This window comes from Alcaligenes aquatilis (assembly GCF_003076515.1).
Lineage (GTDB): Bacteria > Pseudomonadota > Gammaproteobacteria > Burkholderiales > Burkholderiaceae_B > Alcaligenes > Alcaligenes aquatilis.
In genome coordinates this window covers 1,289,323-1,315,207 of record NZ_CP022390.1, presented here as the reverse complement: position 1 = coordinate 1,315,207, position 25,885 = coordinate 1,289,323, and the positions used below count along the sequence as shown (strand labels likewise).

At 55.9% G+C, this 25,885-nt stretch carries 25 protein-coding genes; 19 read left to right on the top strand and 6 right to left on the bottom strand.

All coding sequences use genetic code 11. The annotated features are described in order from the left end of the window. Positions 1 to 184: 184 nt before the first annotated feature. Complete coding sequence (locus tag CA948_RS06105) at positions 185 to 907, bottom strand: BPSS1780 family membrane protein (RefSeq protein ID WP_238988681.1); 723 nt, start codon at positions 905 to 907, stop codon at positions 185 to 187. A 68-nt stretch (positions 908 to 975) separates the two neighbouring features. Beyond that, positions 976 to 1,947 (bottom strand): homoserine kinase, encoded by a 972-nt coding sequence (locus tag CA948_RS06100; RefSeq protein ID WP_108727579.1) that lies wholly within the window; start codon positions 1,945 to 1,947, stop codon positions 976 to 978. 202 nt (positions 1,948 to 2,149) lie between these two features. Between CA948_RS06100 and dusA the strand changes: the two genes are divergently transcribed. Next, positions 2,150 to 3,142, top strand: a complete 993-nt coding sequence (gene dusA / locus CA948_RS06095) for a tRNA dihydrouridine(20/20a) synthase DusA (RefSeq protein ID WP_230017932.1) — start codon at positions 2,150 to 2,152, stop codon at positions 3,140 to 3,142. Positions 3,143 to 3,162: 20 nt separating this feature from the next. Here dusA and CA948_RS06090 read toward each other — a convergent pair whose 3' ends face one another. Together CA948_RS06090 and CA948_RS06085 are read right to left on the bottom strand one after the other, a co-directional pair. Continuing rightward, positions 3,163 to 3,624, bottom strand: a complete 462-nt coding sequence (locus tag CA948_RS06090) for a CBS domain-containing protein (protein ID WP_094196939.1) — start codon at positions 3,622 to 3,624, stop codon at positions 3,163 to 3,165. Then, complete coding sequence (locus CA948_RS06085) at positions 3,608 to 4,963, bottom strand: YihY family inner membrane protein (RefSeq protein ID WP_230017934.1); 1,356 nt, start codon at positions 4,961 to 4,963, stop codon at positions 3,608 to 3,610. The genes CA948_RS06090 and CA948_RS06085 overlap by 17 nt, the downstream gene beginning before the upstream one ends. 80 nt (positions 4,964 to 5,043) lie before the next feature. On the opposite strand from CA948_RS06085, the gene CA948_RS06080 reads away from it, so the two are divergent. From CA948_RS06080 to CA948_RS06050, 7 genes are all read left to right on the top strand, one after another. Next, complete coding sequence (locus CA948_RS06080; protein WP_108727578.1) at positions 5,044 to 5,454, top strand: DUF2069 domain-containing protein; 411 nt, start codon at positions 5,044 to 5,046, stop codon at positions 5,452 to 5,454. 10 nt (positions 5,455 to 5,464) lie between these two features. Continuing rightward, positions 5,465 to 6,931 (top strand): protein adenylyltransferase SelO, encoded by a 1,467-nt coding sequence (locus CA948_RS06075; protein WP_108727577.1) that lies wholly within the window; start codon positions 5,465 to 5,467, stop codon positions 6,929 to 6,931. A 99-nt stretch (positions 6,932 to 7,030) separates the two neighbouring features. Next, entirely contained in the window at positions 7,031 to 8,092 is a 1,062-nt protein-coding gene (gene aroC, locus CA948_RS06070) for a chorismate synthase (protein ID WP_094196935.1), read from the top strand. A 66-nt stretch (positions 8,093 to 8,158) separates the two neighbouring features. After that, the gene (locus CA948_RS06065; RefSeq protein WP_094196934.1) at positions 8,159 to 8,986 is read left to right on the top strand and encodes a M48 family metallopeptidase; all 828 of its coding nucleotides are present in this window, start codon (positions 8,159 to 8,161) and stop codon (positions 8,984 to 8,986) included. A gap of 380 nt (positions 8,987 to 9,366) precedes the next feature. Continuing rightward, positions 9,367 to 10,833 (top strand): sensor histidine kinase, encoded by a 1,467-nt coding sequence (locus CA948_RS06060; protein WP_108727576.1) that lies wholly within the window; start codon positions 9,367 to 9,369, stop codon positions 10,831 to 10,833. Next, positions 10,830 to 11,468, top strand: a complete 639-nt coding sequence (locus CA948_RS06055; RefSeq protein ID WP_108727575.1) for a response regulator transcription factor — start codon at positions 10,830 to 10,832, stop codon at positions 11,466 to 11,468. The genes CA948_RS06060 and CA948_RS06055 overlap by 4 nt, the downstream gene beginning before the upstream one ends. A gap of 94 nt (positions 11,469 to 11,562) precedes the next feature. Then, positions 11,563 to 12,063: a GlcG/HbpS family heme-binding protein gene (locus CA948_RS06050; RefSeq protein ID WP_238988658.1), complete on the top strand. Its 501-nt coding sequence runs from the start codon at positions 11,563 to 11,565 to the stop codon at positions 12,061 to 12,063. Positions 12,064 to 12,270: 207 nt separating this feature from the next. Here the strand turns inward: CA948_RS06050 and CA948_RS06045 are convergent, their stop codons facing one another. Beyond that, a complete protein-coding gene (locus tag CA948_RS06045) occupies positions 12,271 to 12,702 on the bottom strand; it encodes a carboxymuconolactone decarboxylase family protein (protein ID WP_108727574.1) in 432 nt (143 codons plus the stop codon). A 394-nt stretch (positions 12,703 to 13,096) separates the two neighbouring features. Here CA948_RS06045 and leuC point away from each other — a divergent pair, with 394 nt between their 5' ends. The 11 genes from leuC to CA948_RS05990 all read left to right on the top strand — a co-directional run bounded on the left by leuC (position 13,097) and on the right by CA948_RS05990 (position 24,681). After that, on the top strand, positions 13,097 to 14,500 hold the full coding sequence (leuC, locus tag CA948_RS06040; protein ID WP_108727573.1) for a 3-isopropylmalate dehydratase large subunit: 1,404 nt from the start codon (positions 13,097 to 13,099) through the stop codon (positions 14,498 to 14,500). A gap of 13 nt (positions 14,501 to 14,513) precedes the next feature. Next, positions 14,514 to 15,158, top strand: coding sequence for a 3-isopropylmalate dehydratase small subunit (leuD, locus tag CA948_RS06035; RefSeq protein ID WP_009462149.1), 645 nt, complete (start codon positions 14,514 to 14,516; stop codon positions 15,156 to 15,158). A 120-nt stretch (positions 15,159 to 15,278) separates the two neighbouring features. Next, a complete protein-coding gene (gene leuB, locus CA948_RS06030; RefSeq protein WP_108727572.1) occupies positions 15,279 to 16,355 on the top strand; it encodes a 3-isopropylmalate dehydrogenase in 1,077 nt (358 codons plus the stop codon). Positions 16,356 to 16,400: 45 nt separating this feature from the next. Beyond that, positions 16,401 to 17,525, top strand: a complete 1,125-nt coding sequence (gene asd / locus CA948_RS06025) for an aspartate-semialdehyde dehydrogenase (RefSeq protein WP_094196927.1) — start codon at positions 16,401 to 16,403, stop codon at positions 17,523 to 17,525. Positions 17,526 to 17,527: 2 nt separating this feature from the next. Further along, positions 17,528 to 18,934, top strand: coding sequence for a type IV pilus assembly protein FimV (locus CA948_RS06020; protein ID WP_108727571.1), 1,407 nt, complete (start codon positions 17,528 to 17,530; stop codon positions 18,932 to 18,934). Between the two features lie 12 nt (positions 18,935 to 18,946). Continuing rightward, positions 18,947 to 19,774: a tRNA pseudouridine(38-40) synthase TruA gene (gene truA / locus CA948_RS06015; RefSeq protein ID WP_108727570.1), complete on the top strand. Its 828-nt coding sequence runs from the start codon at positions 18,947 to 18,949 to the stop codon at positions 19,772 to 19,774. A gap of 172 nt (positions 19,775 to 19,946) precedes the next feature. Continuing rightward, positions 19,947 to 20,564: a TRAP transporter small permease subunit gene (locus CA948_RS06010; RefSeq protein ID WP_094196924.1), complete on the top strand. Its 618-nt coding sequence runs from the start codon at positions 19,947 to 19,949 to the stop codon at positions 20,562 to 20,564. 2 nt (positions 20,565 to 20,566) lie between these two features. Further along, positions 20,567 to 22,240 (top strand): TRAP transporter large permease, encoded by a 1,674-nt coding sequence (locus CA948_RS06005; protein ID WP_094196923.1) that lies wholly within the window; start codon positions 20,567 to 20,569, stop codon positions 22,238 to 22,240. A gap of 59 nt (positions 22,241 to 22,299) precedes the next feature. After that, positions 22,300 to 22,962 carry a phosphoribosylanthranilate isomerase gene (locus tag CA948_RS06000; protein ID WP_108727569.1) on the top strand — a complete coding sequence of 221 codons (663 nt, stop codon included), beginning with the start codon at positions 22,300 to 22,302 and terminating at the stop codon, positions 22,960 to 22,962. A 97-nt stretch (positions 22,963 to 23,059) separates the two neighbouring features. Beyond that, positions 23,060 to 23,875: a TlpA disulfide reductase family protein gene (locus tag CA948_RS05995; protein WP_094196921.1), complete on the top strand. Its 816-nt coding sequence runs from the start codon at positions 23,060 to 23,062 to the stop codon at positions 23,873 to 23,875. Positions 23,876 to 24,198: 323 nt separating this feature from the next. Then, entirely contained in the window at positions 24,199 to 24,681 is a 483-nt protein-coding gene (locus CA948_RS05990; protein ID WP_199827822.1) for an urea amidohydrolase, read from the top strand. Positions 24,682 to 24,831: 150 nt separating this feature from the next. Here CA948_RS05990 and CA948_RS05985 read toward each other — a convergent pair whose 3' ends face one another. Next, a complete protein-coding gene (locus tag CA948_RS05985; protein WP_094196920.1) occupies positions 24,832 to 25,836 on the bottom strand; it encodes a bile acid:sodium symporter family protein in 1,005 nt (334 codons plus the stop codon). Positions 25,837 to 25,885: the final 49 nt, after the last annotated feature.

Here is a 25,885-nt window from a genome sequence, read left to right as displayed (position 1 = left end):
AAAGTGATCAGCCTTTGAGGTTTTGTCCGGCAGTAGCGCCAGGAGCAGTACGGTGGCATAGAAAGGCCAGATCGGTCCTGGAAGCGCCGCTTGGTTATCTGTCCGGGCCGGAGCAGTTTGCGCCCTGGGCCGCCGCCCTGCAGAAAATACGTCAAACAGGGGGCGGGGTATGGTTGGACTGGGCTTAGCCTTGCTCAGTATCGCGCATCGGATCACCAAATACGCTGCGGTAAGCCGGGTAGAAGCTGGCGTACAGGATGGCGGCCATGGTCAGGTTGATAGGTGTCAGCACCATGGTGGCTGTGCCTGGGCTAAAACCGGCCCCCAGCAACAGCCCGCCCAGGGTTTGGATGGCGAAGAAGGCCGCCGCCCAGCACAGGCCGTACAGCAGGAAGGCGGCTTTGTTGCGCCAGCAAGCCACCATGGAAAAGAACAAGGCTTGCTTGACCGGGATGGCATGCCAGCCTACCAGAGCCGGAGCGTGCCAGAACAGGGCGGACAGGCCCAGGTACAGCACGAAGAACAAAATAATAGGCTTGCGAAAGGCCGCCATGACTTCCTGTGGAGTGGCATCGCTATTGTCCATCAATTGCGATAGCTCATTCACAAAGGGGAAGGTCGCCACAAAGCCCACGACCAGGCAGGCCAGCAGATAAATGAGGCCCAGCTTGATCAGGCGGTTGCGTACAGGAGCGGGTTTCAAGGGCTCGGTCCACATGCCTAGGCGGATGACCTCCCCCTGATGAATGCGGCGACAGGCATTCTGAATAATGAAGGTCATGGTCGGGACCAGCACGATCAGCACCATTTGGCCTACGATGGGAAAGATATTGCTTAGGTTGATCAGGATAGAGGTGATCAGGCTCCAGAAAAACAGAGCGGCTGGTTGCAGCTTGAACAAGCGCATTCCTTCCTGAATCCAGTACCACCCGTAAAGAAAGGGGAGCTTGGCTGCTTGCATATCAGTATCCGTATTTATCGAGGGAGCGCCGGTACAGCATGGTCGCGACGCTGACGCAACACACGCTCAAAGTGCCGTGGGTCGTGCGGCTTGAGGGTTTGAGCGGGGCGAGGTAGATAAAAGTCGTACAGGCGCGAGATCCAGAAGCGCAGCGCGGCAGCTTGAATCAATATCGGCCAGGCGATGTGCTCTGCTTCAGTAAAGGGGCGTACCTGGGCGTAGGACTCCAGCCAGGCCTGGGCTTTTTCCTGGTTCAAGGCACCGCTCAGACGGTCGATGCACCAGTCGTTAACAGCCACAGCCACGTCAAACAGCCAGGTGTCGCAACCGGCAAAGTAAAAGTCGATGATGCCGCCCATCTGGGGCGCGTCCGAGGTGCCGGCAAACAGCACGTTGTCGCGGAACAGGTCGCAGTGGGCCGGGCCTTGCGGCAAGGAGCGATAGGTATCGCTATCGGCAAAGTTGCTTTGTTCTTGTAGAACGGTCTGTATCAGTTCGGACTGGCTGGCATCCAGGAAGGGAAGGACTTGGGGTACGGTGCTTTTCCACCAGCTCAAGCCACGCAGATTGGGCTGTTCCAGGGGGAAGTCCTGAGCGGCCAAGTGGGCCTGGGCCTGGGTGCGGGCGATCTGCCGGCAATGTTCCACCGTAGGCTCGGGCTCGTAGCCGCCACGCAAGCGTGTCACAATCGAGCACGGTTTGCCGTGCATGACACAGATGCGTTTACCATCGCGGCGTGTCATCGGTTCTGGCACCGGAACGCCCTTGGCCGCCAGATGGTGCATCAGCTCGATGTAGAAAGGCAACTGTTCCAGCGTCAGGACTTCAAATAAAGTCAGAACGTACTCGCCCTGGGTCGTGCTCAGAAAGTAATTGGTGTTTTCAATGCCGGCGGTAATGCCTCGTAAGGACACAAACTCACCAAGTGTGTAGTGTTCCAGTAGTTCACGGGCATCAAGTTCGCTGACGGAAGTAAAAACAGCCATGCTTTCAGTAAGGGTCCGGTTGTTGGCGCACTATTAGGCGCGCGAGTAGGTCAAACGGCCGATTTTAGACTAGTGCGCCGGTTTTTTGGGGCCTTGCGACGATTTACCGCGCTTTATCTTCATCCTGTGGTCGGCTGAAACCATTAAAATGGGTGTTTTCCCTTTTTACCAAGCCTGCTATCAGGCTCTTTGCTCCCTGTTTATGACTAATTTTGTGATGCCGGACAGCCAGATGTGGCGTTTGAGTGTGGCGCCCATGATTGACGTGACTGACCGCCACAGCCGCTTTTTTCATCGACTGCTGGCGCCGCGCGCCTTGCTGTTTACGGAAATGATCACCACCGGCGCGTTGACGCACGGCGATCAGGCGCGCCATCTGGATTTTGATCAGGCCGAGCATCCGGTGGCCTTGCAACTGGGTGGCAGCGATCGGGACGCCTTGGTCACCAGTGCCCTGGCCGGTGAAAAGTGGGGCTATGACGAAATTAATCTGAACTGCGGCTGCCCCTCGGAGCGAGTACAAAAAGGCGCTTTTGGTGCCTGTTTGATGAACGAGCCGCAGTTGGTGGCTGACTGTGTGAAAGCCATGCAGGACGCGGTGTCTGTACCTGTTACCGTCAAGCACAGGCTGGGGCTGGATTACAACGAGTCCTATGATTTTGTGCGAGATTTTGTGGGGACGCTGTTCGAGGCCGGTTGTCGTGTCTTTACGGTGCATGCCCGCAATGCGGTTTTGAAAGGCTTGTCGCCCAAGGACAACCGGGAGATTCCACCTTTGCGTTATGACATGGCCATGCAACTGAAAAAGGACTTTTCTGATGCACGGTTCATCTTGAATGGCGGCATTCAGGAGCCTGATCAAGCGGTCGCGTTGGAAGAACAGTTCGATGGTGTGATGCTGGGCCGGGCCGCCTGGCATACGCCTGCGATATTAAGTGAGATTCATCGTCGCCTGTGGCCCGAGGATGTACTGCTGGATGAAGATTCGGTCGTCGAACAGATGATTGCGTATGCGCGGCATCATGTTCAGGCCGGTGTTCCGTTGCGCATTGTGATCAAGAGCATGCTGGGCTGGCCGCACGGCAAGAAGGGCGCACGCCAGTGGCGTCGTACCTTGTCGGATCACACCTGGCTGGCCAAAAACGACCCAGGCCTGCTTGCGCAGGCCTGGGAGCAATTGCAGCGCCGACAGTAAAGGCGGCTGGGCTCGGTGGATCAGGGCGCGCTGGCCTGCTCGGAATCGGTAGGCCAGTCGCGTATATAGGCTTTGAGCATATTGTTCTCGAACTGTTGGGCGTGAACAATGGCGCGCGCCATATCAAAGAAGGAAATAACCCCCATCAGCACCGGGCCATCCATTACGGGCATGTAGCGTGCATGATTGTTCAGCATCAGACGCTGCACTTCGTCGGCGCTGGTGTTGGGGGTCACACTGACGGGGGCGTCATCCATGATGCTGCGCACGGTAAACCCCTGGGCTTTATTACCCTGGGCGTGCCAGTGGCGAATGATCTCGCGAAAGGTCAACATACCCACCAACTGACCATGTTCCATGATCACCAGCGAACCAATATCCAGCTCGCTCATGCTCTGTACCGCTTTTTCGACGGTCATTTCGGGGGTGCCTGTATAAAGCGTGTCTCCCTTGACACGCAGGATTTCACTGACTTTTAGCATACTGGGTCTCCTGACCGGGATCGGCGTTTAGTATGGCTGGTTGTCCTGTCAGAATGCCTTGCGGCGACTCAAACAGTTCTTCCAGATTGGATAGTCGCTGATCGAAAAACTGAGAAAGATAATTGAATACATATTCTAGCGGACCCTCGTGAGTATGGGCGCGGTCCAGCAAAAATGCGTTGGTCAGTTGTTTCAGGCTGACTTGACGCAAATCACAACTGAGCACCCATTGCTCGTCACTGTCTTGCTGGGTGTCAGCAATCAGCCCCATGGATTTGAGCTTGCACAATATGACGTACAGCTCGTCCGGGTCGCGTTCCAGCTTGTGGCTGAGTTCACGTACGCTAAGCCCTTGCTGGTTCTGGCGGGTCAGCCACAACTGATAAAGCAGGTTGACGGCATCGGTAAAAGCGATGCCGGGCACATTGGTCTTGACCCAGTTACGTCCACGCCAATCGGGCAAAATTGCCACCATGGAAGCGCCTAGCAAGACGATCAGCCAGGAGATATAAATCCACAGCAGGAAGATCGGCAGGATGGCAAAGGCACCGTAAATAATCGTGTAGGTGGGAAAGCGAGTCAGGTAAAAGGCAAAGCCGGCTTTCATCAACTCCAGCAAGGCGGCGGTGACCACCCCGCCAATCAGGGCATCACGCCACCACACGCGGCGGTTGGGCACATACATGAACAGCGCCGTCAGACCCAGGGTCGTAAACAGGAAAGGCACATAGGCCAGGGCAAAGGAGACAATGCCAGACAGGTTGCCGATATAGCCCATGGACTCCCGCGCCAGAATGGTGGTGGCCCACAGGCTGGCACCGGTCAGAATCGGACCTAGCGAGATAATGGCCCAGTACACCAGCAGGCGCTGGCCCAGGGGGCGCTGCGTATGAACTTGGAAAATATTGTTGAAGGTCTCGTCAATGGTCATGATCAGCATGATGGACGTGACAATCAGGAACAAGCTACCCACTGCGGTCAGGCCGGAGGCTTTGGCAGCAAATTGGTTCAGATACAGCATGATGTTCTCTGATACCACCTCGGGCATCAGATTGCGGGTCAAGAACCCTTCCAGAGCACTTTCAAATTCCTGAAACAGGGGGAAAGCGGTGAACAGGGCCAGCACCACCGTCAACATGGGCACAATGGCCAAAATGGTGGTGTAGGTCAGGCTGGAGGCCACCTTCATCAGATCTTTTTCGGCCACCCGTTTGATGGCAAAGCGCGCCACACTTAAAAAATGGTGCTTGGCAGTGGGGGCGGGCGCGGGCTCCTGCCGCAAAGCAGGGTCGATGTTTTCTGGATTCAAGTCTGTTTGTTCAGCTTGCTCAGAGGACATAGGAAAGTTCTCGTCGTTTTTCATAGCGGTTTGATGCGGCGGACGCTGCTTTTCGACAGGGTTCAGGTGATAATAACAGCATGCATGAACCTTTAAACCCCATACTTCATCGAGTGGCGGCCCTGGCTTTGGTCGCCTTGATTGCTTTGTGCCTGGCCTGGGAGCTTCATTTTGCGCCCTTGAAACCCGGCGGCTCCTGGCTGGTGCTGAAAGTGATTCCTTTGGTGCTGCCGCTGCGCAGCGTGCTCAAGGGCAATTTGTATACCCTGCAATGGACGTCCATGATGATTCTGCTGTATTTCGCAGAAGGGGTCATGCGTGCCTGGTCTGACCCGGTGGCGGATGTGTTGCCCTGGGCGATGGCAGAAATTGTTTTATCGCTGATTTATTATTTCTGCGCCATTTTCTATCTTTGGCCAGCCAAGAAAGCGGCCAAGCAGCGTAGCAAGGCCAAAAAAGCCGAGGCTGCCAAAGCCGCCAAATCGGCCTAAGGGGGTCTGTATGTCCAGCTTGTTCGATGGCCTGGCCATCAGTCACCATTTTGCCGATCTGCCATCGGCTTTCCATACGGCGGTTCCGCCGCAACCCTTGGCCAATGCCCGCTTGCTGCATGTCAATAAAGAATTGGCGGCGCAACTGGGCCTGGATGTTTCCCGTTTGGGTGAGCAGGAGTTCCTGGATGTGGTCAGTGGCCAGGCTCCCTTGCCCGGTGGTCTGACGGTGTCGGCTGTATACAGTGGTCATCAGTTCGGTGTCTGGGCTGGGCAATTGGGCGATGGCCGCGCACATTTGCTGGGGCAAATCGACACGCCCACGGGCCCGCAGGAATTGCAGTTGAAGGGCGCCGGTAAAACCCCGTACTCCCGTATGGGCGATGGCCGTGCCGTGCTGCGTTCCAGTGTGCGCGAATATCTGGCCAGTGAAGCCATGGCTGGTTTGGGTATTGCCACCAGCCGGGCCTTGGCCCTGGTGACCTCGGATACGCCTGTGTACCGGGAGACCGTGGAAACGGGCGCGATTGTGACCCGTGTTGCCCCCAGCTTTGTACGGTTTGGCTCGTTCGAGCATTGGGCTAATGACGCCACGCGTGTGCGTGAGTTGCTGGATTACGTATTGCGAGAGTTTTATCCGGAACTGCTGCTCGAAGGCGATTCGGAGCAAGAGCGCGTCTGCCGTTTCTTGCAGGCAGTCACGCACCGCAGCGCCCAGATGGTGGCCGACTGGCAAACCGTCGGTTTTTGTCACGGCGTCATGAATACCGACAATATGTCCATTCTGGGCCTGACCATTGACTACGGCCCGTACGGATTCATGGATCAATTCCGCGTGAATCACGTCTGCAATCATAGCGACAACCAAGGCCGTTATGCCTGGAACGCGCAGCCTGCGGTTGTGCATTGGAACTTGTACCGCCTGGCCAGCGCCTTGATGGTGCTGGAGCCAGATGTTGAAACGGTCAAAGCGCATCTGCAAACCTTTGAAGCCAGTTTTCTGAATCGCTATCACGCCAACTTGCAGGCCAAGTTCGGCCTGCGTACCTGGCAGGCTGATGATGCCCAACTGGTCGATGATTGGTGGCGCTTACTGCATAACAGCGGGGCGGATTTCACCTTGTCCTTCCGTGCTCTGGCACAGGCCAGCAAGGCGCCCGAGGCTTTCCTGAGCCTGTTTGAAGGTTCTGAAGATCAGGCTCAGGCTTGGTGGCAAGCCTATAGCCAACGTCTGACACTGGACGGCTCTGACACGCCAGAGCAGCGCGAGGCTATGAATCGCGTCAATCCCTTGTATGTGCTGCGTAACCACTTGGCCGAGCAGGCCATTCAGGCCGCTGCCAAGGACGATGCCAGCGAAATCGATACCTTGCTGATGTTGCTGCGCGATCCCTACACCGAGCGGGCCGGCTTTGAGGCTTATGCCATGCCGCCACCTGAGGGCAGTGCGGAGCTGGCAGTCAGCTGCTCTTCCTAAAATAACCCGGTGCGATGCAGAACATGTCCGGATTCGGGAACAATGCCATAATCGTGCCTGTCTTTTATTTCCCCCCCTTTATTTGCGTTCACTCTCTCTATGTCCGGCAATACTCTAGGTAAAAGTTTCCGCGTCACGAATTACGGCGAATCTCATGGTCCAGCGATTGGCGCAGTGATTGATGGCTGCCCTCCGGGCCTGGAGCTGTCTGAACAGGATATTCAGTTTGAACTGGATCGCCGCCGTCCTGGCACCTCGCGCCACGTGACTCAGCGCCGCGAGCCTGATCAGGTGGAAATCCTGTCCGGCATTTACGAAGGCCGTACAACGGGCACGCCCATTAGCCTGCTGATTCGTAATTCCGATGCACGCAGTAAGGATTACGGCAATTTGCTGGACACCTTTCGCCCCGGACACGCCGATTACACCTACTGGAAGAAGTTCGAGAACCGTGACCCGCGCGGCGGTGGTCGTTCCTCGGCCCGTCTGACTGCACCTACCGTCGCAGCCGGTGCGATTGCCAAGAAATGGCTAGCCGAGCACGTTGGCGTAAAGATTCGCGGCTATATGAGCCAACTGGGTCCTATCGCGATTCCTTTTAAAAGCTGGGATGTGGTCGAGCAAAACCCTTTTTACGCGCCGGATCTGGACGTGGTGCCGCAGCTGGAAGCCTATATGGATGAGCTGCGCAAAGAAGGTGAATCCATTGGCGCCCGTATTGAAGTGGTGGCCGAAGGCGTACCTGCCGGTTGGGGCGAGCCTATTTACGACCGTCTGGATGCCGATATCGCCCACGCCATGATGGGGTTGAATGCCGTCAAAGGTGTGTCCATTGGCGCTGGCTTTGATTGCATCACGCAAAAAGGCTCGGAGCACGGTGACGCGCTGTATCCGGACGGTTTCAAGACCAATCAGGCCGGTGGTGTGCTGGGCGGTATTTCGTCCGGGCAAGCCGTGACGGTTTCCCTGGCGATCAAGCCGACCGCCAGCATTCGCACCCTGCGTCCTTCCGTGAACCGTGCGGGCGAAGCGGTCGAGGTGCAGACACTGGGTCGCCACGATCCTTGTGTGGGCATTCGTGCTACACCGATTGCCGAAGCCCTGTTGGCGATTGTGCTGATGGATCATTGCCTGCGTCATCGCTCGCAGTGCGGTGTCTGAGTCTGAGGGTTTGCGCAGGGGCCTAGCACTTCATCTTCTTGTCAGATTTGTTTTTTGGAGCTGAGCATGAAAGGTATGGCGACAGGAAAACGCTTTTTGGCAGCCGGTTTGATACTGGCCATGACGGGCTGCGCCTCGGTGCAGACCACGCAAAGCGGGGCGGTGGGGGTCGAGCGTAAACAGTTCATTTCCAATCTGGTGTCCGAAGCCGAGCTGAATCAGGTGGCCGCCCAGAATTATGCTCAGGTGCTGTCTCAGGCGCGGCAGAAAAAGGCGTTGGATACGAACGCGTCCCAGACTCGTCGGGTCAAAACCATTGCCCAACGTCTGATTGGCCAAGTCGGTGTTTTCCGGGCGGACGCCCGCTCCTGGAACTGGGAAGTTCACGTCATCAATGAGGACGAGGTTAATGCCTGGTGCATGCCGGGTGGCAAGATGGCGGTTTTCAGTGGTTTGATCAAACGGATTCAACCCACGGACGCGGAACTGGCAGCCGTCATTGGCCATGAAATGGCCCACGCCTTGCGCGAGCATTCGCGTGAGCAGGTTTCCCAGAAAATGGCGACCTCCTTTGGCTTGACTGTCCTGTCCGCCCTGACCGGCGTGCAAGCGGTGAATGATCTGGGAGGTACGCTTAGCGAAGTGATGTTTGAGTTGCCCAATAGCCGCACCCATGAGTCCGAAGCGGATTTGATTGGTGTTGAGCTGGCTGCGCGAGCAGGCTACGACCCGCGTGCGGCAGTGACTTTGTGGCAGAAAATGGGAGCTTTGGAGCAGGGTAGAAGTCAGCCGGAATTTTTGTCTACCCATCCGGCTTCTTCAACCCGGATTGCAGATTTACAGGCAATCTCGGAGCGGGTCATGCCTTTGTATCAGCAGGCGGCTAAGCCGTGAAAGGCTGATTTTTTGAAGTCGAATTTGAAATGAAGAATGCCCTTGATGAGGCTTTTTTGAGGATTGCCAAGCGTCGCTCTCATCATGGAGCGGGAACAGATGTCCCCTTATAGACTCCGGATAGATTTAAGCAGGCTTACTTTATTCCGTATCGATTATCTTGCAAAAATTGGGCTGACCTTAGGTTTTTGCAGTGCAGGCCTGCCCTTGGCCGACGGTCCTTGACACGTGCGCTCGCAGAAGCTGCCGCCGGCCTTGCGGACCCAGGGCTTACCGCTCGCAACGGTGCGGGACAGGGGCATTGTTTAATATAGGAAACCCTGGTTTTATCAACCAGTTGGCCTATTTACCTGATTGCTTCCCATCCTCAAAATGCACCCATGAGATCGCGCCATCGTACCTTTCTGTATGGTTTTTTGATCTGGCTCGGCCTGTCCTTGGCCGGTGCCACCGTGTTGACGCGCGCTGAACTGGCGCGGCAACAGGAGGCGTTCACGGTGCAAAGCAATATTGCCTACCGGCTGCTGGGTCAGCGTCTTGCCCAGCATGACGCCATTTTGCAGATGCTGGCTCTGTTGCAGCCGCCTGTGCAGCGCATTGAACGTCTGGGAGCGCTGGAAGCCATGTTTCCCCAGGTCATGGCGATCTATCGCGAAGAGAGCGATATCGCGTGGGCCAATCCTCAGTGGCAGCAGGCGCAGTTGCAGTCCTTGAAGACCGAGCGTGCCGTATTGACGGACGTGCGACTGGCACAGGGGCGGTATGTCCTGCTGGCGGCGGCGCACCCGGCCAGCTTTGCCGTGCTGCTGGACTTGAATGCCGCCATCGCCTGGGACGAATGGCCTTTCCGGCGTAATGGCAGCCCGGTGCGCGTGGTGCTGGAGTGGCAGGATCAACAATGGGTGATCAGTCCGGGGTTGGACCATGCCGGGCCTGTGGTGTTTCAGTCTGGCAAGACCTTGGCCTCCCCCAGCCAGCGTTTTCAATTGCACACGCGTCGCGTCGTGAGCTATGCCGACCTGCCTTGGGGGCAAGTGGCGCTGTTCGCGCTGGCCAGCGCCTTGCTGGTGGCGCTGATCATCTATGTGCGCAAGCAACGTGAGCAGACCTTGCGTGCGCAGGAGCTGCTGCGTATCGGGCAGGTGGGCCGCTTGAATTCGCTCGGCGAAATGGCTGCGGGTCTGGCGCATGAATTGAACCAGCCTTTGACCTCCGTATTGGCTAATACCCAAGCCAGTCTGCGCCTGCTGCAGGAAGACCCCCCCGACCTGGAGCCTGCGCGTGAGGCCATGGCACATTCGGTGGAGCAGATCAGGCGGGCGGCCAGCGTGCTGACGCGTCTGCGGCACAGCCTGCGTGAAAGCGGGCTGGCTGATCAGTGCTACCCGTTGTCCTTGACCCAGGTGCTGGAGGAGTCTGTGCACTTGCTGATGCCGGAGTTGGAACGGCATGGCATTACCCTGGAGAAACGTCTTCCTCCACATGATGTCGATGTGGTCGGCGAGCCCGTGGCGCTGGGACAGATAATTCATAATCTGCTCAATAATGCCGTATCCGCCTTGGGCGCCGCCCAGATCAGTCATCCGCGTATCTGGATCGAGGTGCTGCCGCGACAAGGGCGCGTGGTCTTGACCGTGCGTGACAACGGCCCGGGAATCGACCCGCAGCATCTGGATCGCGTGTTCGAGCCCTTCTTTACGACGCGCTCCGACGGCCTGGGCCTGGGCTTGAGCCTGAGTGAGTCCCTGGCTCAGGCCATGGGCGGTGGTTTGACAGCGTTCAACGATCCCATGGGAGGGGCCGTGTTTGCGCTGGAACTGCAACGAGTGGACGAAGAATCATCATGAACCCGACCGAAAATGGCCCCAGCTTATCGCCCTTGATCCATCTGTTGGACGATGACGCCGCCGTGCGTCAAAGTCTGGCCTTGCTGATCGGCACGGTAGGGCTGCGGGTGCAGACCTGGGCGGATCCGCAGCAGTTTCTGGAGTCTTTCGATCGGCAGTCTATCGGGGCCTTGATTCTTGATGTGCGCATGCCTGGCATTAGCGGACTGACCTTGCTCGATACTTTGGTCGAGCAAGGCGTGGACCAGCCCATCATTCTGTTGACCGGGCACGGCACGGTAGACATGTGCAGGCGCGCCTTCAAGGTGGGCGCCGTCGAGTTCCTGGAAAAACCGGTCAGTGACGATGTTCTGCTGGACGCGGTACAGCAAGCTGTGCGCCAGCACGTGCGCCGCCGTGAGCGCCTTGCGGCCGATCAATGGGCGCGTAAGCGCTACACCAGCTTGTCCGAACGCGAACGCGAGGTGCTGGCGTTGATTGTCGAGGGCCTGACCAATAAGGAGATAGGTCGGGCGCTGTCGCTGTCGCCCCGTACGGTTGAAACGCATCGCGCCAACCTGTTTGCCAAACTGCAGGTCGATAACCTGGCCCACCTGATTCGGTATTACGCCAGTTTGGTGAGTGCCTCTCCGTAAAACTACGTAGAGGCGAGGGTAAGCGTCCGAATAGTCCCGTGCGGGCGGCGCAAGTATAGTTTTTCCATGCCGACAATGTTGTCGGAACTGATAAATGGAGATTACTGCTATGTTGCGCTCTTCCCTTCTGATGGCTTTGTTGTTCGCCGCTGGTGCCGCCCAGGCCCAGGGTGTGCTGACCGAAAAAAACATCTCCCTGGATCTGGCTAATCGTCTGGCTGCCGAAACCGTCAAGCAATGTTCGGCCAAAGGCTACAACGTAGCGGCGGCTGTGGTTGACCGTGCCGGCGTGCTGCGTGCGTTCCAACGCGCTGATCAGGCCGGTTCGCATACGGTCAATGCCAGTATCGACAAGGCCTATACGTCCGCTTCGGCCCGTAGCTTGACCAGTGCCATGCTGGAGGGTTCGCAGAAAAATGCTGGCGCCGCCAATCTGGGTGATATCCAGGGTTTTTTGCTGCTGGGCGGCGGCGTGCCGGTCAAGGTCGGCAATGACACGATAGGCGCCATCGGCGTGGGCGGTGCGCCTGGCGGCCACCTGGACGAAGCGTGCGCTGTAGCGGCCCTGGAAACCCTGAAGGCCGATCTGAAGTAAACGCATTCCTGCAGACTGGGGAGCCGCCCCTGAATTGACCCCCGAAGCTTGGACATTACTCCAACTTTCGGGGGTTATGACATGGCGAAGTACGACGAGCGGTTCAAGTTCGATGTAGTGCAGCGATATTTATCGGGCACCGATGGACTGAAGCGGGTTGTGGCGTAGGTATCTTGCTTCTTGCCGTTGCAGAATCCTTCCTCGCGTTTACCTGCGCATGCTGATGGCCAGACGATTGAAGGCGCTCATCAAGGCAATCGCAAAAGTCAGGTCTGAGATCTCTGCCTCACTGAAATGGGCTTTTAATGGCTCGAAGTGCTCGTCCGCGGCATGGGTGTGGGCGATATCCACCACCGATTCCGTCCATTCCAGGGCCGCACGTTCGCGTTCGTTAAAGTGCGTGCTAACGCGCCAGCCTGCCAGGCTGTCTATCTTGGCATTGGCCACGCCCGAGCTGCGTAGGGATGAGGCGTGCATCTCCAGGCAGAAGGAGCAGCCATTGATTTGTGAAATTCGCAGGTTCACCAGCTCAATCAGCTCTTTACCTAGGCTGCTTTTGTCCAATGCCAGCTTTGTTTGCAGCAGACCTTGATAGGCTTTGGGAGACAGGGTGTCGTAGGGAAGGCGAAGTGTACTCATGGCGTATCCAATCGAAAGTAAGACAAGGGGGGAGCAAGCTACCGTTCTTTAGCGATGCTTGATTCTTCCGGTTTTTAGCAGCCTGTTTATTCCTCCAGGCCACGTGCTTTACTGACCGATTATGCATGAGTAATGCCCTAGTCATTGATGACTGGAAATCAGTAAAGACCAGTTGTGCCCCGGCGACCGGATGCCGGCCGTGCGCTGTCGCGCCAGTAGGGCCTTCGATCATGTTGAGATTGCTAGGCTTTTTCTTTATTTGGCTATCCTGGTAGTTCTAATACTAGGATAGTGAATGTCCTTGTCCCAGTTACTGCGCCTGTCATAATAAGAAAAAATTTATATGCAGCCTGCTCTGTGCGGGTTGTCGTCTTAACTGAATCGCGAGAGCGCAATGGCAAAAACTTTATACGATAAGTTGTTCGACGAACACGTCGTGCATCAGGACGCGGATGGCACCTGTTTGATCTACATTGATCGCCACTTGCTGCATGAAGTGACCAGCCCCCAAGCCTTTGAAGGTCTGACACTGGCTGGCCGCAAGCCGTGGCGCATCAGTGCCAACCTGGCTGTGGCGGACCACAACGTTCCCACCACTTCCCGCCAGAACGGCATTACAGATCCGATCTCGCGCCTGCAGGTTGATACCCTGGACGCCAACTGTGAAGAGTTCGGTATTACCGAGTTCCGCATGAACGACGTGCGTCAGGGCATTGTGCACATTGTTGGCCCCGAGCAGGGCGCCACCTTGCCCGGCATGACGGTGGTTTGTGGTGACTCCCACACCAGCACGCACGGAGCCGTGGGCGCTTTGGCTTTTGGTATCGGCACATCGGAAGTGGAGCACACGCTGGCCACCCAGACTCTGCTGATGAAGAAAAGCAAAAGTATGCTGATCCAGGTGGACGGCACGCTGCCTTTTGGCTGTACCGCTAAAGACCTGATCTTGTATGTGATCGGTCAGATCGGGACGGCCGGTGGTACAGGCTATGCCATTGAATTTGGCGGCTCGGCGATTCGTGCCTTGTCCATGGAAGGCCGCATGACGGTGTGCAATATGGCAATTGAAGCCGGGGCACGTTCGGGCATGGTGGCTGTGGACGAGCAAACCATTCAGTACCTGCGTGGCCGTCCTTACTCCCCCAAAGGCGTGTTGTGGGATCAAGCCGTGGCTTACTGGAACACCTTGCACTCTGACGAAGGTGCCGAGTTTGACCGCGTGATCCGTATCGACGCCAGCCAGATTACCCCTCAGCTGACCTGGGGCACCTCGCCAGAAATGGTGTTGCCTATCGACAGCCGCGTACCGGACCCAGACAAGGAAAAGGACGACGTTGCCCGCAACGGCATGGAACGCGCCCTGGAATACATGGGCCTGACGCCCAATATGCCTTTGACCGATATTCGCATTGATCGCGTATTCATTGGCTCCTGTACCAATGCCCGAATTGAAGACTTGCGTGCGGCCGCCAGCGTGGCCAAGGGGCGCAAAGTGGCTTCCAACGTTAAGCAAGCCATGATTGTTCCTGGCTCCGGTCTGGTGAAACGTCAGGCCGAGCAAGAAGGTCTGGACAAGATTTTCCTGAATGCCGGTTTTGAATGGCGTGAGCCCGGCTGCTCCATGTGTCTGGCCATGAACGCCGACCGTCTGGAACCTGGCGAGCGTTGCGCTTCGACCTCCAACCGTAACTTTGAAGGACGTCAGGGGCAGGGTGGTCGTACCCACCTGGTCAGCCCAGCCATGGCGGCTGCCGCCGCTATTGCTGGCCATTTTGTCGACGTGCGTTCGTTCAGCTGAGGAAATCCATACCATGCAAGCATTTACTACTCATGAAGGTCTGGTCGCTCCCTTGGATCGGGAGAATGTGGATACGGACTTGATCATCCCCAAGCAGTTCCTCAAATCCATCAAGCGCACCGGCTTTGGCCCCAACTTGTTTGACGAACTGCGCTATCTGGACCACGGTGAACCCGGCATGGATAATTCCCGCCGTCCGCTGAACCCGGATTTTGTGCTGAACCAGGACCGCTACCAGGGCGCTTCTGTGCTGTTGGCGCGTAAGAACTTTGGCTGTGGCTCCAGCCGCGAGCACGCACCCTGGGCGCTAATGCAATATGGTTTTCGCGCCATCATTGCGCCGTCTTTCGCCGATATTTTCTTTAACAACAGCTTCAAGAACGGCTTGCTGCCTATTGTCCTGAACGAGCTGGATATTGCCCGCCTGTTCGATGAAGTCAAAGCCTTCCCCGGTTACAAGCTGCGTATTGATCTGGCCGAGCAGCGCGTCATCACACCTGAAGGTCGGGAGTTGCCATTCACCATTGATGCCTCGCGCAAGCACAGCCTCTTGAATGGCCTGGATGAAATTGGTCTGACCTTGCAGAAAGCGGACATGATCCGTCAGTACGAGGCCGAGCGTCTGGCCCGCCACCCTTGGTTGGTCGGCCAACCTTGAACATGGGTGCCGGCCTTGTAGAAGCCTCGCTGTTGCGGCCTGCCTATGGCGGCCAAGATGCTTCGGTCGTCGGGCCGGCGCTCTTCACTCTTACTCTCTAATTTTTACGTCCTACTCATCATGACTCATAAAATCGCAGTATTGCCCGGTGACGGCATCGGTCCCGAGATTACCGAACAAGCTCAGCGCGTACTGGGCGCTCTGGGCATGGATCTGGAAATGACCGTGGCTCCGGTGGGCGGCGCCGCTTACGACCTGCACGGCCATCCTCTGCCACCTGAAACACTGAGCCTGGCCCAACGCTCCGACGCCGTGTTGTTCGGCGCCGTGGGTGATTGGAAATACGACTCTCTGGAGCGTCAGCTGCGTCCCGAGCAAGCTATTTTGGGCCTGCGTCGTGCCATGGGCCTGTTCGCCAATCTGCGTCCCGCCATTCTGTACCCGCAACTGGCTAACGCCTCCACCCTGAAACCAGAAGTCGTGTCCGGTCTGGATATCCTGATCGTGCGTGAACTGACGGGCGATATCTACTTCGGTCAGCCGCGCGGTGTGCGTACCGTGGAAGAGGGCAACTTTGCTGGCGAGCGTCAGGGTTTTGACACCATGCACTATGCCGAAAGCGAAGTGCGCCGTATTGCCCACGTGGGTTTCCAGGCCGCACAAAAACGTCAAAAGCGTTTGTGCAGCGTGGACAAGTCCAATGTGCTGGAAACATCCCAGTTCTGGCGCGACATCATGATTGATGTGGCCCGTGAGTATCCGGACGTGGAATTGAGCCACATGTACGTGGACAATGCCGCCATGCAATTGGTGCGCGCACCAAAAGAATTCGACGTGATTGTCACAGGCAACCTGTTTGGCGATATCCTATCGGATGAAGCGGCCATGTTGACAGGCTCCATCGGCATGTTGCCCTCGGCATCTCTGAACGCATCCCAGCAAGGTTTGTACGAACCTAGCCATGGCTCGGCACCCGATATCGCCGGTCAGGACAAAGCCAATCCTTTGGCCACCATTTTGTCCGCTGCCATGTTGCTGCGCTACTCGCTCAATGCAGAAGACCAGGCCAAACGTATCGAAGCAGCGGTTGCCAGCGTGCTCGAACAAGGTTTGCGTACCGGCGACATCTACGAAGACGGTTGTCAATTGCTGAGCACCAGTGCTATGGGGGATGCAGTGCTCAAGGCTTTGCGATAGTATCTTCTATCGTTTTATTTTTTTATATATCCAGGTGGTACTACTATGACTCAAGCGGTAGGTTTGGTCGGCTGGCGTGGGATGGTGGGCTCCGTGCTCATGCAGCGCATGCGCGACGAAGGCGATTTTTCCCTTTTTCAGCCGGTGTTTTTCTCGACTAGCAATGCTGGCGGCGCAGCTCCCTCGTGGGCTGACGGCGCTGGCCCTTTGCAGGACGCCCACGATATTGACGCTTTGAAAAAGCTGCCCATTATTGTGACTGCCCAGGGTGGAGATTACACAAGCCAGATCTACCCCAAGCTGCGTGCCGCTGGCTGGAATGGTTTGTGGATTGACGCGGCCAGCACGCTGCGTATGGATGAAAACTCCGTGATTGTGCTGGACCCGATCAATCGTCCTGTGATTGATGCGGCGCTGGCCAACGGTGGCAAGCAATTCATCGGCGGTAACTGTACGGTCAGCTGCATGCTGATGGGTCTGGGCGGTCTGTTTAACCAGAATCTGGTTGAGTGGATGACCAGCATGACGTATCAGGCGGCGTCGGGCGGTGGTGCACAGCACATGCGCGAACTGCTGACTCAGTTCGGTCTGATCAATCAGTCCGTCTCCAGCCTGCTGGACGATCCTGCATCGGCCATTCTGGATATCGACCGTGGTGTCTTGCAGACACAGCGCGATCCCAATCTGCCGCAGAAAAACTTCGGCGTTCCGCTGGGCGGCAGTCTGATCCCCTGGATCGACTCTGACCTGGGCAATGGCATGACGCGTGAAGAGTGGAAAGGCGGCGTGGAAACGAACAAGATCCTGGGCCGTGGTGCGCAGGACAAGCATATTCCTATCGACGGTCTGTGCGTGCGTATCGGTGCCATGCGTTGCCACAGCCAGGCTCTGACCATCAAGCTGACTCGTGATGTACCGCTGGACGAGATCACCGATATCCTGGCTGAAGGTTCCAAGTGGGCCAAAGTCATTCCTAACGAGCGTCAAGCCACGGTAGATTCGCTGACTCCGGTTGCCGTGACTGGCACGCTGGATATCCCTGTGGGGCGTCTGCGCAAGCTGAACATGGGTCCCGAGTACCTGAGCGCCTTCACGGTTGGCGACCAGTTGCTGTGGGGCGCAGCTGAACCGCTGCGCCGCATGTTGCGTATTGCTTTGGGCGAGCTCTAATCATGGTTGGCTGCCTTCATCCCGTACGTACGCTGGGTTCGGCCCTGCTAGTGGCCGGGATGCTGGCGGCCGCACCGGTTTGCGCTTTGGAGATTGGCCATAGTCGTTTGGTGTCAGCTCCCAATCAGGTTTTCAAGCTGGATGTGGGTATTCGACAGATCAGTCCGGAAGAAAGCCTGTCTCTGAAAGTGGCACCTGCTCCCTTGTCGGTCTGGCAGCAGGTTGGCTTGACCCCTCCGGTTGATCTGAATTCCCTGAAGACCGTGATCGAGCGTGACGAGCAAGGGCAAGTAAGACGCATTCGGCTCTCTTCCGAGCAGATGTTCTCCGGTTCTGTGGCCGATGTGCTCTTGCAGATTCAAAGTGATAGCGGACAGTTCCTGCATCAGGTCAGCGTGCTGGCCCCGGCTCCGGTGGCTGTCAAAGCGGTGACTCAAACACAGGCAGGCCATCAGGCGCCGGTGTCTGTGCAGGTTTCCGGTTCGACCACTCCATCCAATGTGAAGGCACAAAGCGCGGTACGCGTGAAATCCGGCGATACCTTGCATGCCTTGGCGCGTCGCCATGCCGTGGATGGTGTCAGTGCCTATCAGTGGATGATGGCGGTTCATAAGCAGAATCCGAATGCGTTCATCAAGCAGAATATGCACCGCCTAAAGGCGGGCCAAACCTTACAGATTCCCGATGTGGCGGCGATGTTGTCCATAGACGATGCCCAAGCTCGTCGCCTCTATGTCGATCAGGCCCAAGCGTTGCGCTCTGCGGCGCAGGAGGGGCAGGATCAGGCTGATGCCTCCCAGGGTGTGGTGCAAACGGGTTCAGGCGAGCCGGGAGCTCAGGCGCAAGGCCAGGATCGTTTGCTCTTGTCGGCAGGGACGCAAGCCCGTGACGCCAAGCAGCAATTGCAGCATCAACTGCGCGAGACGGGCGATCGTGTCTCGCAACTGGAAGAGAATGTCTCCACCCTGGGCCGTGCCTTGCAGTCTCAAGGCGAGGCCGCTAAAGATTTAATCCTGGATTCGGCGCAAGAGCTGGGTCTGGGGGATGCCGGTAGCGATGCTGCTACGGGCAACACGCATTCTGGCGCTTCGGGCGCCGCTTCTTCTGCCTCCGTGGCAGGAGCGATTTCCGCACCATCTGAGTCCGAGCAGGGCAAGATGGCCGGTGCAGTTAACAAGGCAAAAAAGACCGTGTCCTGGATTCAAGAACATATGTTGGCCGTGATGGCCGTAGTACTGGCGTTAATTGTGGTCCTGGTGACCTGGGTGTTGCGCCGTGCCAATACCGAAAATCGCCATGGCGATGACTCGCCCGCACCCGTTAGCGAAGCGATGGTTCGGGAAAAACTGGAAAAAATCAATCTGGACCTGGATCAGCCGCCTTCGGACGAGCCTCCCGTTCGTCAGTAAGGCAAACCCACCATGAGACGTATTGCATTGGGTGTCTGCTATGAAGGGACGCCCTGGCTGGGTTGGCAAAGTCAGGCCGGTGGCAACACCGTTCAAGATGTTCTGGAGCAGGCACTGCGCCGTTTTACGGCCCAGCCTGTCTCTACGATCTGCGCCGGTCGCACCGACACCGGCGTTCATGCCCTCAATCAAGTAGTTCATCTGGACACGGCTGCCGAGCGCAGCCTGGAGTCGTGGGTGCGTGGTTTGAACGCCTTGCTGCCGGACTCCGTTGCCGTGCAATGGGCGCGCGAAGTGCCGGATGATTTCCATGCACGCTTTTCCGCCCAAGGCCGCCATTACGTTTACCTGTTGCGTCAGCACCGGGTGCGTTCCCCTTTATTGCATGGTCGTGTTGCCTGGGTTTTTCGTCCTTTGGACCTGGCCCTGATGCAAGAGGCCGCCCGGCATCTGGTGGGCGAGCACGACTTCAGTGCATTTCGTTCCTCGCAATGTCAGGCGGCCAGCCCGGTGCGTACCATGTCGCACATTCATATCGAGCAGCAGGGCGATTTTTTCCTGTTCCGTTTCAGCGCCAATGCTTTTTTGCATCACATGATTCGCAACCTGATGGGTATGCTGATTTATATCGGCCAAGGCCGACAACCGCCAGATTGGGTTTTGCATTTATTGGCGCAGCGCGATCGCCGCTTATCGGCTCCGACGTTCGATGCCAGTGGTCTGTATCTGGCCGGGGTAGATTACCCCCGGCAGTTTGATATTCCTACCCGCAATCCCTACGATTTGCTCTATGAATTAAGTGGCTTGCGATTTGCTGAAACGGTCTCAGAAAAATCATGATTTAGCCCGTGTCTAAAGGGTTTATCCCCGGTATTCGAACCGGCTTCACATGCTTGAATCGTATAAAATGTGAAGCCATTTTGTTTCTTACATTCTTATCTGTATAAGGCCGACCACCTTCGAGCATGAGCCACAAGCGAATCCAGAAGGCGACCATATCCTGAGCAAGGCCATGAAATTTTTCTTACGATTGTCTAGTTTGATCGACCGTCTGAATACGGTCGTTGGTAAGTCCGTGACCTGGCTAACCCTGATCGTGGTGTTGGTCAGTGCTATTAACGCCATCGTTCGCAAGGTGTATGGCATCAGCTCCAATCAGTGGCTGGAATTGCAGTGGTATTTGTTCGGTGCCATTTTCTTGCTGGCGGCCGGTTATACCTTCTTTGTGAATGAACATGTACGGGTGGATGCGTTAGCGGAACGTTTTCCGCCGCGTGTTCAGGTCTGGATCGATATTATTGGCGTGATCTTTTTCCTTCTGCCCGCAACCTTGCTGATTTTTTGGCTCTCTATTCCGTTTTTTGAGCAGTCCTATGTGCTGAACGAGCAGTCCTCCAATACGGGTGGGCTGGTGCGTTGGCCTGTCAAGTTACTGATCCCCATTGGTTTTGCCTTATTGGCTTTGGCCGGTGTGTCCCACCTGATCAAATGCATAGGCTTTTTGCGCGGTGTCTGTCCCAACCCCTTATTAAGGAATGGTGGGCTGAGCGCAGAAGAAGAACTTGCCCAGGAAATTCGTCAGATTGCCCAGGCAAACGAAGCAACAACCTCTGTTTCTAAGGGCCAGTAACAATGGAATTTCTGGTTGATAATCTGGCTCCGATCATGTTCTTTAACCTGATCGTGTTTTTGCTATTGGGTTTTCCCGTTACCTTCACCTTGTCGGCAATCGGGATTTTATATGGTCTGGTCGCCATTGAACTGGACATGATGCAGCCGGCCTTATTCCAGGCCTTGCCTCAACGGGTATTTGGTATTGTCGAGAACGATACCTTGCTCGCGGTTCCCTTCTTTACCTTAATGGGGCTGATCTTAGAGCGCTCAGGGATGGCGGAGGATCTGCTCGATACCATTGGTCAGCTATTTGGTCCTTTGCGTGGTGGTCTGGCCATTGCCGTGGTGCTGGTCGGTGCCATGTTGGCTGCTACGACGGGTGTGGTGTCGGCCTCCGTGATCTCCATGGGCTTGATCTCTTTGCCCATCATGTTGCGCTATGGCTATGACCGCAAGTTAGCCACAGGGGTGATTGCAGCCTCGGGCACGCTGTCGCAAATCATCCCGCCTTCCATCGTACTGATTATTCTGGCTGACCAACTGGGGCGCTCCATCGGTGATATGTACCGAGGTGCCATGCTGCCCGGTCTGCTGTTGGTGGCGACCTATGTTCTGTACATTGTGGTGATGTCCTACATCAAGCCCAAGTCGGCTCCTGCCTTGCCGCCAGAGGCCCGTGTGTATGTGGAGCCTAATGGCAGCCGTGGTTTGACCTCGCTGATCGTCTTGAGCATTGTGGCATCGGCCGTGGCCTACTTTGGTTCGCAGCACTATTTTGCCACTCACCCCAATATCCCCATGGACGAGCACATCGTCGTGCTGATGCTGTTGTGGGGGGTAACGGCCTGGGTGATCGCGCTGATCAACAAGTTGCTCAAGCTGAACATGCTGTCCAAAATCGCCGAGCGCGTGATTTTCGTGATGGTGCCACCGCTGTTCCTGATCTTCCTGGTGTTGGGCACCATCTTTATTGGTGTGGCTACCCCCACCGAGGGCGGGGCGATGGGGGCGGTGGGGGCCATCATCATGGCCGTAACGCGTGGCCGCTTATCCTGGAAGCTGCTGCGTCAGGCCATGGAATCGACGACCCGCCTATCGTGCTTTGTGGTCTTCATTCTGGTGGGTTCGACCGTCTTTAGTCTGAGCTTTCGCGGCATCAATGGTGACCTGTGGGTCGAGCACCTCTTGATCGACATGCCCGGTGGGGAATGGGGTTTCCTGATCATTGTCAGTATTCTGACCTTCCTGCTGGCTTTCTTTCTCGACTTTTTCGAGCTGGCCTTTATTATTGTGCCGCTGCTCGGGCCAATTGCTGACAAGATGGGCATTGACCTGATCTGGTTCGGTGTTTTGTTGGCGGTCAATATGCAGACCTCCTTCATGCACCCGCCTTTTGGCTTCGCGTTGTTTTTCCTGCGCTCGGTGGCCCCCAAAGATGACTATACCGACAAGGTGACGGGCGAGCGTATCAAGCGTGTGTCGACGACTGATATTTATTGGGGCTCAGTGCCGTTTATTATCATTCAATTGTTGATGGTGGCTGCTGTTTTGACCTTCCCTGGCTTAGTCACACATTACAAGCACGGCGAAGTTTTGCTGGATGATTCACAAATTCAGTTCGGTACAGAATCGACCTATGGTTCTGACAGCTATGGATTTGGAATGGATGATGCCGCCAGCAGTTTCCAGTAAGGACGCGTTATGATTCACACGGGGGCATCTGGCCCCCGTTTTTTATTCGAGGATGTGCGATGTTCAGCCGTACCCGAGTCAAGATTTGTGGTTTTACCCGAGCGCAGGATATCGATGCTGCCGTGCAGTTGGGCGCAGATGCAGTGGGCTTTGTTTTCTACCCGAAAAGTGCTCGCATGTTAAGCACGGAGCACGCTGTCGCCTTGCGCGCCCGTGTGCCGGCGTTTGTGCAGGCAGTCAGCCTGTTCGTGAATGCCTCCGAGAACGTTGTGCGGGAAATTCTGGAACAGGTACAACCCGATTTGCTGCAATTTCACGGTGAAGAAAGCCCGCAAGAGTGCCGGCGCTACGCACATCCCTATATCAAGGCTTTTCGGGTGGGCGCGCCCGGTCTGGATACAGTGGACGGTTTGCTGGAACAGTGCCTGAATTATCGCGATGCACGCGCCTGGTTGATGGATGGTTATCACGATGCTTACGGTGGTACCGGCACGGCCTTTGATCCCGAACTGATTCAAGGTTTGCAAGCACGTCTGCAAGACCAGGATGGCCTGCCTCCCTTGGTTCTGGCCGGAGGGATGCGTATTGACAATGTGGCTGAGCGAGTGGCCTTGCACCGCCCGTATGCCATCGATGTCAGCAGTGGGGTAGAGTTGGAACCCGGTATCAAGTGCCACACGAAAATGGGTCAATTCATGCAGATCTTGGGCAAGGCCTCCTGACTCAGGGAATCTTTTAGCCGCGCCGCTGTCTGTCTTTATTGCCCCGACCCGCTTATGGCGGGTCTCTTTTTACTTGGTCTTGTCAGGATTGATGTTTATGCAAAGCATACAGCTCGGCCCCTTTACCTTTGCCACCTCTTTGTTTGCTTTTATGGTCGCGGCATTACTGGGGTTGTTTCTGGCCGCCTGGCTGGATAGACGCAGGCAGACCCGGGCCGAATCGGTCTTGTGGCGGGCGATTATTTTGGGCGTGCTGGTTGGACGTTTGGGCTTTCTGATTCAGCAGTGGGAGTTCTACCAAAGCGAGCCATTGCACTGGCTGGATCTGCGTGACGGTGGCCTGATGATCCCTGCCGCTGTGACGGCAGGCTGGTTTTATGTGCTGTGGCGTGTGCTGCGTGACAAGGCGATGCTGCCAGCCGTGTCCGGCGGCCTGGCCGTGGGTGTAGCCGCTTTTTCTTTGATCATGGTGGCAGTCGGCCGAGGCGGTGTAGAGCCGACCATGCCATTGCCCGAAATAGACCTGATCCCCATGCAGGCTGATTTCAGCGCGCCGCAGAGCCTGGATCAATATCAGGGGAAGGTGACGGTCGTCAATCTGTGGGCCAGTTGGTGTCCTCCTTGTCGTCGAGAAATGCCGGCTTTCAAGCAGGTGCAGTCCAGCCGCTCGGATGTCAATATTGTGTTTGCGAATCAGGGCGAGGAACTGGGTGAAATCCAGAAGTACCTGATGGACGAGAACCTGGAGCTGGGCAATATGTGGCGTGACCCACAAATGAAACTGGGCCAGGCCGTACGTAGCCGAGGCTTGCCAACCACCTTGTTCCTGGACGAGCAGGGCCGTTTGGTGGATGTGCGGGCGGGGGAGTTATCGGCAGCAACCTTGAACGACAAGATCAATAAGTTGAAGTGAGCAGTTTGGATGTAGCGTTGTTTGGCGCGTGTTGAGCAGGGCGTTGGAGCAGTAGCGTGCTTCAGCGCTCTTTTTGTTTGGATGGAAAATACAAGTTTATGGAGACGCTTGTTAGGAATGATTTACTTGTTAATTGTTTGCTAGTTTGGTTTTTAATTATTTTTATAAAATTATCTAACTTTTTTAATTAATCTATTAGTTAGGCGTAGTGCTGGATGTTGATTGTTTAATTCAATCGGTAAATAGTACCTCCTTAAGAATGTAAATTAGTATTTGCTGCTACTATGTGCCGAGGTTTCTCATCTGTTTATAAGGGTTTAGCCATGAATTTGACAGATAAAGGCACGAAAACCGCCAAACTCTCAGCACCCGATAGAATCATTTATGCAGACAGATATCTTATTCATGGTCCGGATGATATTACGGCATATATGAAAGGCGTTTGCTATGACGCAGCAGCGTATATGCGTTATTTGTATAACGCCAAAATTAGTTATGAACAATTAACGTCCATATCTGCTCAGAACTGGCTGCCTTTATTTAATTTTTCAAAAGGCAGGAAGTGGGATGGGCAAAGCTCTTTGCCCGGAGGCAAGGCTATTGGATTTTGTCGAGTCGCAGGCATGCAGTTCTTCCATGCCGCCATTGCGGTGGGTGGAACGGAGATCAGAGCGATTAATGGCGGTCTGCTGGGGGCAGGGTGGCTGCATCCTGTTGATTTGCGCAAGGTGCTGAATCAAAAGAATCCTGATGGCTCATTCAGGTACGATGGCACCACTATTTTTGTGTACATTTCGGATCTATAAATAAGCTCAAACCAGCCCTTGAAAAGGAGTTCGTAACTGCTTATCAAGCTGCCTTGATGAACTATTCAACGTACCGGTTGGGGTTTTGCTTCCAGCCAGTAAAATGGCCCGGTTTCCAAGAAACCAGGCCATTTTCATTTGTCCTTCCGATCAGGCACGTTGCAGTTGTGCTTTTTCATTTGGTGTTTCTGGACGCTGCGCATATTTATTCGCAATGAATGCACAAGCCATCAATTGAATCTGGTGGAAGATCATGATGGGCAGCAGAGCTGGGCCAATCGCAGCACCGGTAAACAGGACCTGGGCCATGGGCACGCCGGTTGCCAGACTTTTCTTGGAGCCACCGAAGACAATCGCAATTTCGTCTTCTTTATTAAAACCCAGTTTACGAGCCAGCCAAGTGGTCAGGAACAGGATGATGGCCAGCAAGACCAGGCAGACCACAGCCAGAATAGCCAGAGACTTGGGCGGTACGGTCTGCCACAGTCCACCAATGACCGAGGCGCTGAAAGCGGTGTAGACCACGAGCAAGATCGAGGATTGATCGACGCTGCGCAGCCATTTGCGGTTGCGATCCATCCATTTGCCAATCAGGGGGCGCATCAGGTGGCCGACGACAAAGGGCAACAACAACTGCAGGCTGATCTTTTTGATGGCATCCAGGGTCGAGGCGGCCGAGCCACCATCAGCATCCAGCAAAAGCTTGAGCAACACCGGCGTGAGCACAATACCGATCAGGCTGGAGGCTGATGCGCTACAAATGGCAGCAGGTACGTTGCCACGAGCAATGGAGGTAAAGGCAATGGCCGATTGCACGGTGCCAGGCAGGGCACACATGTACAGAATGCCCACAAACAAAGGCATGCCCAGCAATGGCAGCAAGATGGGCTTGGACAGCAGACCCAGCAGCGGAAATATGACAAACGTGCAGCCAAAGACCAGCAAGTGCAAACGCCAGTGGGTTGCTCCGGCAATGATGGCTTCGCGGGACAGTTTGGCGCCGTGCATGAAGAACAGTAGGGCAATGGCCAGACCAGTGATCACATCGAAGATCACCGCACCTTGGCCGTAGGCGGGAAAGAAACTTGCCAGTGCCACCACGCTGATCAGAATCAGGGTGAAGTTGTCAAAAAGCAGTCGTAGTTGAGAGAGCATGGATTTGTTAGAGGCTTGAAAGGCTTGTGTTATGAAAGGCCTCACTGTA